Origin of the sequence: Streptomyces sp. BBFR2, from assembly GCF_044497305.1 — a bacterium.
Lineage (GTDB): Bacteria > Actinomycetota > Actinomycetes > Streptomycetales > Streptomycetaceae > Streptomyces.
This window is the reverse complement of sequence record NZ_CP172415.1, coordinates 2,940,100-2,953,967: the sequence shown is the minus strand read 5'-3', so window position 1 is coordinate 2,953,967 and position 13,868 is coordinate 2,940,100. Positions and strand designations below refer to the sequence as shown.

10 protein-coding genes are annotated in these 13,868 nt (G+C 71.2%); 2 read left to right on the top strand and 8 right to left on the bottom strand.

What is annotated here, in order from left to right; genetic code table 11:
• Nucleotides 1–88 precede the first annotated feature (88 nt).
• The 8 genes from ACGH2B_RS11400 to ACGH2B_RS11365 all read right to left on the bottom strand — a co-directional run bounded on the left by ACGH2B_RS11400 (nt 89) and on the right by ACGH2B_RS11365 (nt 8,878).
• Nucleotides 89–1,291 (bottom strand): acyltransferase family protein, encoded by a 1,203-nt coding sequence (locus tag ACGH2B_RS11400; RefSeq protein ID WP_399087639.1) that lies wholly within the window; start codon nt 1,289–1,291, stop codon nt 89–91.
• A 41-nt stretch (nt 1,292–1,332) separates the two neighbouring features.
• Nucleotides 1,333–2,685 carry an aldehyde dehydrogenase family protein gene (locus ACGH2B_RS11395; protein ID WP_399087637.1) on the bottom strand — a complete coding sequence of 451 codons (1,353 nt, stop codon included), beginning with the start codon at nt 2,683–2,685 and terminating at the stop codon, nt 1,333–1,335.
• A gap of 1 nt (nt 2,686) precedes the next feature.
• Nucleotides 2,687–3,784, bottom strand: coding sequence for a phenazine biosynthesis protein (locus ACGH2B_RS11390; protein WP_399087635.1), 1,098 nt, complete (start codon nt 3,782–3,784; stop codon nt 2,687–2,689).
• 48 nt (nt 3,785–3,832) lie between these two features.
• Nucleotides 3,833–4,978, bottom strand: a complete 1,146-nt coding sequence (locus ACGH2B_RS11385; protein ID WP_399087633.1) for an FAD-dependent monooxygenase — start codon at nt 4,976–4,978, stop codon at nt 3,833–3,835.
• Between the two features lie 55 nt (nt 4,979–5,033).
• Complete coding sequence (locus ACGH2B_RS11380; RefSeq protein WP_399087631.1) at nt 5,034–5,495, bottom strand: TIGR03618 family F420-dependent PPOX class oxidoreductase; 462 nt, start codon at nt 5,493–5,495, stop codon at nt 5,034–5,036.
• 408 nt (nt 5,496–5,903) lie between these two features.
• Nucleotides 5,904–7,139 carry an MFS transporter gene (locus ACGH2B_RS11375; protein ID WP_399087629.1) on the bottom strand — a complete coding sequence of 412 codons (1,236 nt, stop codon included), beginning with the start codon at nt 7,137–7,139 and terminating at the stop codon, nt 5,904–5,906.
• Between the two features lie 34 nt (nt 7,140–7,173).
• A complete protein-coding gene (locus ACGH2B_RS11370) occupies nt 7,174–7,998 on the bottom strand; it encodes an oxidoreductase (protein ID WP_399087627.1) in 825 nt (274 codons plus the stop codon).
• A 64-nt stretch (nt 7,999–8,062) separates the two neighbouring features.
• Complete coding sequence (locus tag ACGH2B_RS11365) at nt 8,063–8,878, bottom strand: alpha/beta fold hydrolase (RefSeq protein ID WP_399087625.1); 816 nt, start codon at nt 8,876–8,878, stop codon at nt 8,063–8,065.
• Between the two features lie 294 nt (nt 8,879–9,172).
• On the opposite strand from ACGH2B_RS11365, the gene ACGH2B_RS11360 reads away from it, so the two are divergent.
• Nucleotides 9,173–13,009, top strand: a complete 3,837-nt coding sequence (locus tag ACGH2B_RS11360; protein ID WP_399087623.1) for a type I polyketide synthase — start codon at nt 9,173–9,175, stop codon at nt 13,007–13,009.
• A 132-nt stretch (nt 13,010–13,141) separates the two neighbouring features.
• On the top strand, nt 13,142–13,783 hold the full coding sequence (locus ACGH2B_RS11355) for a TetR/AcrR family transcriptional regulator (protein ID WP_399087621.1): 642 nt from the start codon (nt 13,142–13,144) through the stop codon (nt 13,781–13,783).
• Nucleotides 13,784–13,868: the final 85 nt, after the last annotated feature.

Here is a 13,868-nt window from a genome sequence, read left to right as displayed (position 1 = left end):
GGGAACATCCGGTGATCGCGCCGGTACAGAGGCGGGGTGGCCACGCTGAGGGTCGGGGCGCGGCCACCCCGGTGGGGCGAGGGGCGCGTCAGCTCGCCCGCGCCGCTTCGGCCGGCTTGCTGCCGGGCTCGGTGCCGCCGGTACCGGTCGCGGTGCCGGCGGGCAGCGGCGGGCGGGTGCGCCCGAAGCGGTTCATCATCGGCCGCTCCACGCTGATGTACAGCAGCCAGGAGAAGAAGACGCTGATGGCCACCTCCAGGGCGAGCAGTCCGGCCGCGACCGGGAAGCTGTGCACCGGACTGAGGTCGAAGCGGTCGACGAAGACGTGCACGGTGATGTCGTGGACCAGGTAGAAGGCGAACGAGATCTCGCCGAGCCACACACAGACCCGGTTCCGCAGGATCGACCGCCCGCCCGAGATGTCGGTCGTGGCCATCGCGGCGATCAGCAGCGCGATCGGCACCAGCGTCACGGCGCTCATCCCGAACAGCCACGGCACCCACAGCAGCTCGGCGACGTAGGCGACGGCGACCAGGAGCAGCGCCGGGACGACCGGGAAGTTGATCCAGCGGCCGGTCATGACGATCCGGGCCATCAGGATGCCCACCGCGAACTCGGCGATCCGGAACGGCGGGAGCTGCCAGACGAACCAGTACTGCAACACGGAGGTCTTGAACCCCAGCGGCATGGTCGGTGTGTCGGGCAGGGCCGCGTACGCGATGGCCGGGACGAGGATCACGAAGGCGGCGAGGACGCCCACCCACATCCACAGCCGCTCCGGCCGGATGCGCTGGATCGCCCGGTGCAGCCACGGGAAGCACAGGTAGAAGATGATCTCGACGGAGAGCGACCAGCTCGGCGGGTTGACGCTCTGGAACGTCTTCGGGTCCGGGATCCACGTGTGCAGCAGGAAGAAGTTGGGGAGCCCCTGCTTCCAGGTGTTGGTGGCCCAGGCGAACAGCACCATCGCGATGACGAAGGTCACCACGTGGTTGGGGTAGATCTTGACGATCCGCCGCCGCAGGAACTGCCGGGGCTTGTCGCCCGGCCGCGCCGACCAGGTCAGCACGAACCCGCTGAGCACGAAGAAGAACCCGACGCCCAGCCAGCCCGCCTTGCTGACCACGGTCGTGACGGATTCGGCGCTGCCGCCCGTGAACGGCGTGTACGGCGGCAGCGTGGAGTGGAAGAGGAAAACCAGGAACGCGGCGAAGAACCGCATGCCGGTCAGCGAGGGCAGCCGTGCGAAGCGCGCGGACGCGGGCACGGTCGTCCTGGTTGGGCTGGACATGGTGAAGACTCCCGAGGTGTGTGAGCGGTGGATCGGCCGGGTCAACCCGCCGGTGTGACGACGCCCTTGGCGTCCAGGAGGAATTCGGTGTAGTTGCCGTCGTGCGGCATGCCCGGCACCAGTTCCCACGGCAGGACGGCACCATCGGTGATCTTCCGGACGGACGGGTCGAGCAGCGCCTGTCCGGTGACCGCGGCGTTGTCCGTCAGCAGGTTGAGCACCAGCGACGGCCGCAGCGGCGCGATGCCGTCGGCCGGGCTCCAGGGGGCGAGAACGACGAACGGGAAGCCCAGCTCCGTACCGATGGCCGGATGGTCCGCACGGTCGGCGGCCAGGACCATCGGGCGCGGCAGGAAGGAGCCGTCACCGAGGTCGACGAGGAAGTCGTCGCCGTACAGCGGGGTGCTGTGATCGGTGAGTTCGGCGGTCAGCTTCGCCATCTGCCGGCGCAGCGCCTCGGCGCGCTCCCGCCCGACGACGAGGAGGACGCTCTCCGGGTCCGCGGCGGGCAGCACCGGGATGCGCGCCAGCCGCTCGGCGAGCCCGGCCGCGGTCTCCTGGACGTCGTTGCTGGTCAAGATGGCGGAGAGATTGGTGCAGCGGGTGCCGCCGTCGAACGCCGCGCTCGTGGCCAGGTGATCCAGGAGGGCGTCGGTCAGCGGTACGTCGACCAGGGCCCGGGAGCGCCCCGGGCCGCGGGTGGCCACGCGGGCACGGTCGTCCCAGGCGCTCACCGCCTGCTCGTTGCCGTAGATGATGCCGCGGTCGGCGGCGTTCAGCAGGAACGAGCCGACGGCGTGCGGGCTCGGCAGGAAGGCCAGCTTCTCCGGCGGCAGCCCGGCGGCGAGCAGCGCGGCGACGAGCCGCCGCGGGGTGAACGGGTCCCGGCTGCCGGGCCGGACGACGACGCTGTAGCCGTGGTAGAGCGGCTGCACCCATGTGGCGTGCGGCAGCGGATGGTTGCTGGCCATCACGGCGGTGAAGGTCCGGCCCGAGGGCGCCCGGTGGACGCGGTGCGTCGGCCGTAGCCGCGCGGCGGGCAGCTCCGCCGCGGCGGTGGCGGGCAGCTCCTCGATCTCGGTGGCCATGTCCGTCAGGCCCCGCCGGATGGTGGTGGACGCCAGACCGGTGGCGCGCACCGTGTGCCGCACGTACTCCTCGGGGCTCTCGCCGTCCAGCTCGGCCGTGGCGAAGAGCTGCGCGGCCGTACGGAACACCTCCGCCCGGGGCGGCAGGCCGTCGGCGGCGCGGCGCAGCCGGTTGAGGGCGGACTGGGCGGCCAGCCGGGGGGCCAGGCCGATGTCCGCGAGCGGTTCGCCGTGCACGTCCCGCAGGACGCTGCGGTCGGCGCTGGTCTGTCTCTCACCGGCGACGAACGGGTCTATGACGATCACGTCAGTACACCCCCTCCACGACATCGGCGTCCTCGTAGGTCGCCACGCTCGCCACTTCGGCGAGCCCGTCGACGCCGCCCTCCGAGGACGGCCGGACCCGGATGGCGCTGTCCCGCTCCAGCACGTTGGGCAGGAACATTTCTTCACTGACGAGGTTCACCCGGACCCGGCCGCGCTCGCCGTAGCCGACCTGCTCGCCGTTGTCGTCCACCAGGTCGAGCCGGGTGGTCTCGGCGAACGGTTCGAAGACGCAGGGATAGGTGTCCTCCGGCGTCCGGACGCGCTGCGGGGCCACGCCCATGAGGCTGTTCCCGTAGATCCCGACCAGGCGGGCCCCGGGGAAGAAGTCCTGCTGGACCAGGCGCAGGCTCTCCGGGCTGAAGGTGGTGCCGGCCCAGATGATGGCCTCGACGCGGGAGGCGACGAGTTCGTACAGCTCCGGCCGTGCGCAGATGGCCTCGATCAGCGGGGGCGTGGTGCTCAGCATCCGCACCGGCTGGCTCAGCAGGACCTCGCGCGCCTGGTCGAGGAGGTGGTCGATGTAGTCGTCGGCCTCCTGCTGCCGGCCGGAGCCGAGGAGGCGTTTGACCCAGCGCGGGTCGAGATCGACGGTGTAGCAGAGGCCACCGGCGGGCTCGGCGTAGCGCGAGGTGTCGAAGGCCACCACATGCGGGCCGGTGGGCCCCAGGTGCAGCCAGTCGCCGGTCTCGGGCACACCGTGGTCGGTCAGCCGCTGCCGGGTCCAGACCCCCATACGGGAGCGGTAGGCACCGTCGACGATCCGCTTGGGGGCGCCGGTGGTGCCGCCGGACTCGAAGACCCGGAAGACCTGCCCGGGGGCGGCGCCCCGGGGTATCAGGTCGGCCGCCGGGACGGTGCGCAGCTCGCGGCTGACGTCGGGGAAGCGGACCAGGTCGGCGGCGCCGGTGATCTCGGTGCGCGGGTCGAAGCCCAGGTCGTCGCGGTGGGCGAGCCAGAACGGGGAGCCGGTGCGGTCGTCGAAGTGCCAGGCCATCATGGCGCGGACGTGGGCGTCGAAGTCGGCCTCCCCGGACGGTGGCCGGGATGGATCGGGCAGATGGGCAGGGGTGAGGGTCACGCGATCGTCCCTTCGGAGCGGTGCAGTGCGGTGCAGTGCGGTGCAGCGTCAGAACGGCTGGTTGAGCGCGTCGTCCACCTGGTGCGCCACGGCTTCCAGGCCGTTTTTGAGGAAGTCGACCTGCCGGTCGAGGGAGGCCTGGTCGGTGGTGTTCATCTCGGCCAGGAGGATGTTGCGGGAGGCGTCCTGCGCGATCTTGGCGCGGGCGAACCGGCGCTCCTGGAACTCGGCCAGCAGACCGCGCAGTTCACCGTCCCGGCCGAGCGTCTCGCCGAGTACGGCGGCGTCCTCGATGGCCATGGCCGCGCCCTGGGTGCGGTGCGGCGCCATGGCGTGGGCGGCGTCGCCGAGCAGCAGCAGCCCCTCGTGGTACCAGGGCAGCGGCAGGAGCACCTCCTCGATCGGCGCGTACACGATGTCGTCGTCCGGCTTGATCTGCTCGCGCAGTTCGCCGAGGAGACCGGTGTAGCCGGACAGCCGCTCGGTGAGATGGCTGTAGAACTGCTCCCGCGCGTGGCGGGGGTTGCCCGGCTCCGGGGTCACGTGGAGCAGGTACATGACGTCCTGGTTGAGCGGGAACAGACCCGCCTTGGTGCCCATGCCCTGGAAGTACATGTTCCGGGTGACGTCGGGGTGCCGGTCGAGAGCCACCCGCCACACCGAGTAGCCGGTGAACCGGGGCTCGATGCCGAGGGCCGCCTTACGGAAGGACGAGCGGATCCCGTCGAACGCGACCACCAGGTCGTAGTGCTCGGTGCTGCCGTCGGTGAGGGTGGCATCGACCCCGCCGTCCGCGGTGGTCCGCATGGTGTCCACGGAGGTGCCGTAGCGGATCTTGGTTCCTACGCTGACGCAGGCCCGCTCCAGGATCTGGGCCAGGTCCCTGCGCTGGATGGCGCAGTTGGCCGGTACGCCGCCGACGCCCAGCTTCGACCGCAGCGCGAGCAGCAGCCGGGAGGCGGAGTCGTGGAAATCGACACGGTCGAAGGTGAAACCGTGGGCGAGCACGTCGTCGAGCAGACCGAGCTGCTTCAGGGCCCGCAGCGCGTTGCCCGGGATGTTGATACCGACACCGGCGACGAGGTTCTCCGACTGGATCTCGACGATGGTGGTTTCGATGCCTTGCTGCCCGAGCGCGGCGCCGGCGGCGAGACCGCCGATGCCCCCTCCGATGATCAGGATGCGGCGTTTCACTGTGACTCCTCACGCATGATGGGACGATTCCGGGTCACTGGTGCTGATGCTGCTGTCAGTGCTGGGGCAGGCCCGCCACCCAGCGGGCGTGGTTGCGGACGAGCTGCCGGTCGGGCTGGATCAAAAAGAGCACCCGGTCCGACGTGATGAACTCGTCGGCGAAGGGGCCGCCCAGGTATTTGCGGGACAGCTCGTCGATGTGCTCGCGGGCCTGGGTGCCGAGGATCTCCTTGACGACCCGGCCGCGTATCTCGGCGAAGTTCATGGCGTCGTCGTGCTGCCAGATGGTGAGGGTGGTCCGCGGGTCGCGGCGCAGGTTGCGCACCTTCTGCCGGGCCACCTCGCTGTTGATGGCGAGGTGGTCGCCGATGGTGGAGACCCACACGATCTGGGTCTGCGGGGTCCCGTCGCGCATCAAGGTGGTCAGCGCGGCGAAGTTCGGTCCGTCCGCGAGGGCGCGGACCTCCGGGTCGAGGCGGGGACCGACCTCGACGTCCATCTCCTGGTGAGCGGGCATGCTGTGTCCTTCCTTCGGGAGGGTGTTCCTTCGGGATTTCTTCACCGGCGCCCGGCCGCCGGGAGACGGCGGCAGGAGTGCCGGGGGACGCGCAAGAGGTGCCGGGGCACGGAGAGAAGGTGCCTCGGGCAGCGGGTGAAAGTGCCAGGGGCAAGCCCGGGACACGACGGAAGAGAGTGCCGGGCCGGGGCGGGGAGAGCGCCGCAGGCGCGGCGAGAAGGCGCCCGGGGCTACGGGGAGGGTGCCGGGGACGTGGCGGGAGGGCGCGGGGACGTGGTGGGAGAGGGCGCCGGGCACGGCGGGAGAGTGCCGGGGCGCGACGGGGGAGGGTGCCGGGTTACGGCGGCGGCGGGAAGGGTGCCGGGGGTGGTGCGGGGGAGGGCTGTGCCGGCGTGGCCGGGGCGGGGTTCACCCCCGCAGCGCGGGGCTGGACTCCTCGGTCTCCGTGGGCTCGGCCGCCGGGCGGGAGCGCTTGCGGCCGCGGAGCGCGCCCACGCTGATGATGAGGGCGATGCCGGCGAGCAGTTCGAAGCCGGCGCCGGCCAGCGGGTTCCAGCGCAGCATTCCCGCGTTGGCCAGCAGCCCGCCGACCGCGGCGGCGATCATCTGACCCACGTACACGGCGCTGTTGTTCAGCGCGAGGAGCATGTCGCCGCGGTCGCCGCCGATGCCGAGGGCCCGGTGGAGCAGCAGCGGGAAGCTGGGCCAGTGCACCAGGCCCCACACCCCGACGGCGATCGCCGCGGCCAGCGGCCAGCGGATGGCCGGGGTGAGCACGACCAGCCAGATGCCGAGCGCGCTGATGGTGAGCGAGAGGCCGACGACCGCGCCGAACTTGTCGGCCAGCCGGCCGCCGACGAAGACACCGCCGAAGCTGCCGACACCGAAGAGCAGCAGGATCCACGACTGCTGGCCCGCGGTCAGCCCGGTGATCTGCTCCAGGATGGAGCCGAGATAGGTGTAGACGGTGAACGTACCGGCGGTCCACACGGCGGTCACGACCAGGTGCGTGGGCGCCTGCGGGATCCGGATCGCGGCCATCCGCTCCCGCACCGTGGCACCGGGACCGGTGGACACGTGCGGCAGGAAGAGCTGGATACCGGCGACCGTGATGGCCGCGAGGATGGCGACCAGGCCGAACGCCCAGCGCCAGGAGGAGAGTTCGCCCACCCAGTTGCCGATCGGGACACCGAAGGCGATGGCACTGGTCATACCGGCGTAGACGATGGCCAGTGCCCGGCCCCGTACCTCGGGCGGGCTGATGCGGGCGGCGACCGCGGAGGCGTTCGCCGAGTACAGAGCGGCGCCCGCGCCCGTTATCACCCGGCTGATCAGCAGCACGGTGAAGTTGGTCGAGAAGGCCGACAGGGCGTTGCCGAGGCCGAAGACCAACATCACCGAGATGAGCAGCGGCTTACGTCGGAATTTGGCGGTGAGTCCGGCCAGGATCGGCGCTCCCACCGCGTACGCGGCGGCGAACGCGGTGGAGGTCTGTCCTGCGAGTGCCGTCGAGAGATGCAGGTCCCGGCCCACTGCGGGCAGCAGTCCGGAGACGATGAAAAGGTCGGTGCCGGTTGCGAATGTTCCCAGCGCGAGGACCCACACCCGTGGGTCCACCCGCCCGGCCGAACTCACCGAGCGCATCGGAGTCGTCCTTTCCAGAGAGGGTGATCTCAGATCAGATGGCGGTATCCAGCGCGGTACCCCGCCAGGTGTCGATCTCCTTGGCGACGTCCTCCAGCTTGCTCTCCATGCGCGCGACGCAGTCCGCGCCGAGCGGCAGGCGCAGCGGGGGCTCGTCCGCCTCGGCGACGGTGACGATCGCCCGGGCGCCCTTGACCGGGTCGCCGGGCTGCTGGTGGTTGTTGTCCACCGCCCACTCGCGGGTCTTGCCGACGGTGCCCGCGTAGTCGTCGATCGCCGTGGTGGCGTGCAGCGAGGATCCGTCCAGGAAGTCGGTACGGAAGACACCGGGCTCGACGATGGTGACGTGGATGCCGAGCGGCGCCAGGTCGGCACGGAGGGCCTCGCTGAGGCCCTCGACCGCGAACTTGGTGCTGTTGTAGATGCCCCAGCCCGAGCCGGCGGTGAATCCGCCGACGGAGCTGATGTTGAGGATCCGGCCGGAGCGCTGCCGGCGCATGTGCGGCAGCACCGCCCGGGTGACGGCGAGCAGCCCGAAGACGTTGATGTCGTAGACCGCGCGCACCTCGGTGTCCGACGCCTCCTCGACGGCGCCGAGCAGACCGCGGCCGGCGTTGTTCACCAGGACGTCGATCCGGCCGAAGCGCTCGATCGCGGCCTGCGCCACTTCCTGGGCCTGCTGCTCGTCGGTCACGTCGAGCGGCAGGGCCAGCACCTTGTCACCGTGCTCACCGAGCGCGGCCCGCACGACCTCCGCGTCGCGCGCCGTCGCGACGACCTGGTTCCCGTTGGCCAGCGCCTCCCGGGCGATGTGCAGGCCAAAGCCACGGGAGCTGCCGGTGATCAGCCAAACGGACATGAACTTCCTCCAACTTTCGGTGTGTTGCGTCGGCCGACTGGCCGAGGTGTGCGGCCGGAGTCGCTCAGACGCCGGCGTGCTGCGTGAAGAACCGGACCAGCACCGCGGTGAACCCCTCGGGGTCCTCCGCCAGCGCGTTGTGGCCCGTGTCGATCTCGGCGTAGGACGAATCCGAGATCGCCTCGCGCAGCAGTTGTTGCTGGTGTGCGCCGCAGACGCGGTCGTGCGCGCTGGCGAACACCAGAGTCGGTGCGGTGATGCGGCCGAGCAGCGGCCGCAGGTCGACGGTGAGACCGACCTCGAAGTGCCGGGCGGTGCCGGGCTGGCCGTTCTCCGCGAGGTGCTGGACGAGCTGTTCGTGCGACGCCTTGTCGGATGCCGCCCAGTACCGGGGGCCGAGGGTCGCCAGGGGGAACATCTGGGGAACGAGCGAGGTGCCCAACTCCGCGTCGGTGCGCAGGAGATCGAGCGAGTAGCTGAAGTCCGCCGTCATGCGCTCGTCGGTGTGGGCCCAGCCGGCGTGCGAGACGATCGAGAGCACGCGCTCGGGGTGCTCGGCCGCGAGGCGGAGCGCGACCACCGCCCCGAGGGAATGACCGGCGATGTGGAAGGAGCCGAAGCCGGCGTGGTCGGCCACCGCCAGGACCTCGGCGACCAGGTCGTCCAAGGTCAGCGGGCCGCCGTGGTCGGTCGTGTCACCGGAGCCGGACAGGTCCGGGGTGACGACGGTGAAGTTCTTTGCGAGTTGCTCGGCCTGCTGTTCCCAGGCCGTACCGCGGGTTCCGGTGCCGTGCACCAGTATCAGAGCCGGGCCGCTGCCGCTGATGCCGTACGCGACGTCGGCATCGCCTCCGCTGATCCGTAACCCCGCACTCGGCATGTCGGCTGCCTCCTAGAGAGAGATTCATCAACTGCCGGACAAGATGGGACCACGAGTCGAGGTTAGATTCAAGTATCACTTTTAACTGAAAGCCAAGTAAGCGAGCGACTTGGCGCACGCCCGGAGCGGCCGCTCGCGCGCCGGGAAACCGTGCGTCGCAGGTGAGGGGCTTTTCCGGTGCCGAGCGAGGCAACTGCGCGGTGAGAGTTCAATCTTGACCTTGCGTCAATCATTGAACGACTATCACTCCTGCAGCACCGATGCTTCGCTCACACGTGAAGGCAGGTACGCCACATGGATCAGTCCGAAGTAGCGTCCGATCGCTCGATCGCCGTCATCGGTCTGGGGTGCAGGTTCCCCGGTGCCTCGAACGCCGACGAGTTCTGGGAGCGCCTGATCGGCAATGCCGACAGCGTCACGGCGATTCCGGGCGACCGGTACGACGCGGCCGCGTACCACGCTCCCGAGCCGGCCACTCCGGGCAAGTCGGTATCGGCGAAAGGCGGGTTCATCGACGACCCCTTCGCCTTCGATCCCGGCTTCTTCGGCGTCTCGCCCGCCGAGGCCCGCGCCATCGACCCGCAGCACCGCGTCCTGCTCCAGGTCGTCTGGGAGGCGCTGGAGGACGCGGGCATCCGCCCCTCCGCCCTGGCGGGCAGCCGCACCGGCGTCTTCGTCGGGCAGGCGACCGCCGAATACGGCGACGAGCAGCGGCCGTTGAGCGAGCAGGACATCCGGTACACCCTCAGCAGCCAGTTACGGTCCATGGCGGCGGGACGCATCTCGTACGCGCTGGACCTGCGCGGTCCCAGCATCGTGCTGGACACGGCCTGCTCCTCGTCCCTGGTGGCGGTGCACATGGCCCGGCAGAGCCTGCTCACCGGGGAAAGTGACCTCGCCGTCGTCGGCGGTGTCAACGTGATCCTCTCACCCCGGGACTCCATCGCCTACTCGCAGGCGGCCATGCTCTCGCCGGAGGGACGCTGCGCGTTCGGCGACGCCGACGCCGGCGGGTTCGTCCGCAGTGACGGGGTCGGCGCCGTCCTGCTCAAGCGCCTCGCGGACGCCCGGCGCGACGGCGACCCGGTCCTGGCGGTGCTCACCGGCAGTGCGGTGAACAACGACGGGCGCAGCAGCGGCCTGCTGGTGAAGCCCTCCGTCCCGGGTCAGGTGGAGATGGTCCGCGAGGCGTGCCGCAGCTCCGGCATCACCCCGGCCGACCTCAGCTACGTGGAGGCGCACGGCACCGGCACCTCCGTCGGCGACACGGTGGAACTGACCGCGCTGGCCACGGCGGTGGGCCCGGAGCGCGGCCCGGAGCGCCCGCTTCTGACCGGGTCGGTGAAGAGCAACATCGGCCACGCCGAGGCGGCCGCCGGTATCGCGGGACTGATCAAGACCGTCCTCATCGCCCACCACGGCGTGATCCCCGCCTCGCTTCACCTGAACACCCCGCACCCGCTGCTCGACGAGCCGGGCTCCCCCCTCCGCGTGGTCACCGGCAACGAACCCCTCGAAGACCGCGACAAGACCTACCTCGGGGTCAGCTCCTTCGGCCTGTCGGGCACCAACGCCCATGTCGTCGTGGGCCGGGTCCCCTCCGCCCCCGCCGCCGGGCCCGCACCGGCCGCCGCGGACACGCGTCCCGAACTGCTGGTCATCAGCGCGCGTTCGGAACGTTCCCTGGAGCGGCTCGCGGTGGCGTACGCCCGCCACCTGCGGCCCGGTGGCGCGGGCCATCAAGAATCCCTGCGCGACCTCTGCGCCGCGGCGGCGCTGCGCCGTGATCACCACCCGTACCGGATGTGGGTGACCGGCGGCAGCCACGAGGAGATCGCCGGCCGGCTGGAGGCGCTGGCCGCCGGTGAGGAGATCGCCGACGGCGGACGCGGTGAGGCCGGCTTCGGCGCGGAACGGCAGACGGTGTTCGTCTTCCCGGGGCAGGGGGCGCAGTGGCCGGGCATGGGGCGCGGGCTGCTCGACGCCTTCCCCGCCTTCCGCGCGCGGATGGCCGAGTGCGATGCCGCGATCCAGGAGGAACTGGGCTGGTCCGTCATCGAGTTGCTCCGGCGCGAGCAGGAGGAGTTCCCCACCGCGATCGACGTGGTCCAGCCGGCGCTGTGGGCGATGGAGGTCTCACTGGCCGCGCTCTGGCAGGACCTCGGCGTCAGCCCGTCCGCCTGCGTCGGGCACAGCATGGGCGAGACGGCCGCCGCCGTGGTCGTCGGCGCGCTGCCGGTGCGCGACGCGGCCGCCGTCATCTGCCGCCGCAGCCGGCTCATGCGCCGCCTCGGCGGCCGGGGACGGATGCTGGCCACCGACCTCTCCCCGGACGAGGCCGGGCTGGTCGTCGCCCGGCACTCCGGTGCCCTGTGCGTCGCGGCGGAGAACTCACCGCACTCCACCGTCCTCGCCGGGGACCCCGAAAGCCTCGGCAGGCTCGCCGGGAGCATGGCGGAGCGCGGCCGGCTGGCCCGTTTCGTCAACGTCGAAGTGGCCTCCCACTCGCCCGATATGGACCCGCTCCGGCCCGGTCTTCTCCGCGCCCTGACCGACCTCGCACCGCGCGAGGCGTCGCTGCCGCTCCACTCCACCGTGCGCGCCGAGCCCGTCCCCGGAACGGCCCTCGACGCCGGGTACTGGATGGACAACCTGCGGCGCCCCGTACGGTTCGCCGGTGCCGTGGCGCGGCTGGCGAAGCAGGCGGAGAGCGTCTTCCTGGAGATCGGCCCGCATCCGCTGCTGACCGCGGCGGTGGAGGAGACCCTGGACGCGGTCGGCACCCCGAACCTCACCGTCGCCTCCCTGCGCCGGCGGGAGCACGAGGGCGCCGAACTCGCCCGCGCCGCGGGACGCCTTCACGCCGCGGGCGCCCGTATCGACTTCTCCCGCTGGTTCCGGGGCGCGGCCCGCCCCGTGCCCCTGCCCCGCTACCCCTGGGACAACGAGCACCTGCGGGAGCCGGCGGCTCGCCCGGCGGCCCTCCCGGCGGCCACCGGTTTCATCCATGAACGGCCCCTGTATATAGAGGCCCTGTCGGCGTCGTTCCGCGGCACGGCCGTCGTACCGCCGATGGTGTACGTCGACGCCGTACTGAGCGCGGCGCGCTCCGAACTCGGCGGGCACCCCCGCCTGGAGGACGTCACACTGACCGGGGAACCGGTCGACCGCGGGCGGGCGGAAGGGGCCTCCCTCCGGGTCGAGCTGCGCCCCGCGGGCTCCGATCACCTCGCGACGGTCCAGGTCGTCGCCCCCGGACCGACCGGTGAGCCGCCCCGCACCTGCCTGACGGCCCGCGTCACCCCGTCCCCGCCCCAGGCCGCCGGCACGCCCGAGAGCCTGGACGCGTCGCTCGCGCACTGCACCGATTACCTGTCGGGAGCGGACTTCTACGACGAGATCCGGGGATACGGCTACGACATCCCCGCCGACCTCGCGGGCGTCCGCGGGCTCTGGAGACGGGCCGGCCGTGCGGTGGCCCGGCTGCGTCTACCGGCCCCCGGACACACCGCGGCATGGGAGATACCCCTGCAGCCCCTGCTCGCGGTGTTGCCCGGCAGCGGACCGGACGGCGCGAGCTACAGCTATCTGCCCGTCGGCATCGACTCCGTACGGGTGCACGGCGACTCGGCCGACCTGGCGGGACCGGTGTGGAGCGCGACCGTGCTCCACCCGGTGCCGGAGAGCACCACCACGCCCTGGGACTCCGTCGTCCGCGCGGACGTCGTGATCCACGCGGACGACGGGGAACGCGTACTGGCGGAGCTGTACGGCGTCCAGCTCCTGCGACTGACCGGCGCGAGGGGCGCGGCGCAGAGCCGGGAGGCTCCGCCGCGGCGGGAGACGAGGGCGGCCGGACCGGTGCCGCCTGCGCCGCGGGCCGCGCGGGAACCCGCGCCCGAGCCGGCCACCGGCGGTGCCGCGTCCGTCCTGGCGCACGCCGCCGCGGTCCTCGGGACGACGCCCGAACGCATCGACCGGCGACGCCCGTTGAGTGAGCTGGGCCTCGACTCCATCACCGCCGTCCGGCTGCGGCAGCGCATCCGGACCGCTCTGGGTATCGACCTGTCGGTGGGGCGGCTGCTCGGCGGGGAGAGCATCGGTCAGTTGGCGGCCTCGACCGAGGTTTAAATGAGGACTTTGAATCAAAGTTAAATTCTGGTATAAATTCGCTGAGTGGGGAACCGGGCCCGCCCATGGGCCGTGCAATGCCCCTTCGGGCCACGCAATACATGGTCACAAGGTCTTGTCGCTGGAGAATGTATGTCTGCTGATCCCTCTGTCGCACCTGTTGCCACGGGCCGCCGCGAACGCAACAAGCAGCGCATGAGGGCGCGCATCTTCTCCGCCGCCCTGAGTCTGTTCGCCGAGAAGGGCTTCGAGCAGACGAAGGTCGACGACATCACGGAGCGCGCCGACGTCGCGCGCGGCACGTTCTTCAACCACTTCCAGCACAAGGAAGAGCTGGTCACGACCTGGAGCAGTCGGCGCCAATCGCGATTCGAGGAAAAGTTGCGGCAGAGCACGCCCGCCAACGATGACCTGCGCGTCGCCCTCCGGCGGTGCATGACGGCGCTCGTCGAGATCAACGAGGAGGAGGAGCCGGGGCTCAACCGGGTCATGCTCACCTCGTGGGTGCGGGCGGGGCTGCCGATCACCGAACCGCCGCGTGCGGCCGAGGTCTTCGCCAATGTGATCCGGACCGGGGTGGAGGAGGGCCGGATCAAGCCCGGCGTGGACCCCATCCAGGTGGGCTACCTGCTGCGCGACGCCTACCTGGGCGCGCTGTTCCGGTGGTGTCGCGGCGACCTCAAGGGCGATGGCCTGGCCACGGAGCTGCAGAACATCGTGGACTTCCTGCTCCCCAGCATCGTCAACGACACCTCGGCCGACGACGCCAAGTAGCCGTCGCCGTACCACCGCCCGCCGTCTGATGTCACGTCAGGCGGCGGGCGGGGTCGTTTCCGGGGGCGGCTCCTGTGCGGGCGTT

What these genes read in the sequence shown, in the direction of transcription:
- ACGH2B_RS11400 (WP_399087639.1), bottom strand. Translation starts at nt 1,291, where the DNA reads ATGTCCAGCCCAACCAGGACGACCGTGCCCGCGTCCGCGCGCTTCGCA.
- ACGH2B_RS11380 (WP_399087631.1), bottom strand. Translation starts at nt 5,495, where the DNA reads ATGCCCGCTCACCAGGAGATGGACGTCGAGGTCGGTCCCCGCCTCGAC.
- ACGH2B_RS11375 (WP_399087629.1), bottom strand. Translation starts at nt 7,139, where the DNA reads ATGCGCTCGGTGAGTTCGGCCGGGCGGGTGGACCCACGGGTGTGGGTC.
- ACGH2B_RS11370 (WP_399087627.1), bottom strand. Translation starts at nt 7,998, where the DNA reads ATGTCCGTTTGGCTGATCACCGGCAGCTCCCGTGGCTTTGGCCTGCAC.
- ACGH2B_RS11365 (WP_399087625.1), bottom strand. Translation starts at nt 8,878, where the DNA reads ATGCCGAGTGCGGGGTTACGGATCAGCGGAGGCGATGCCGACGTCGCG.
- ACGH2B_RS11360 (WP_399087623.1), top strand. Translation starts at nt 9,173, where the DNA reads ATGGATCAGTCCGAAGTAGCGTCCGATCGCTCGATCGCCGTCATCGGT.
- ACGH2B_RS11355 (WP_399087621.1), top strand. Translation starts at nt 13,142, where the DNA reads ATGTCTGCTGATCCCTCTGTCGCACCTGTTGCCACGGGCCGCCGCGAA.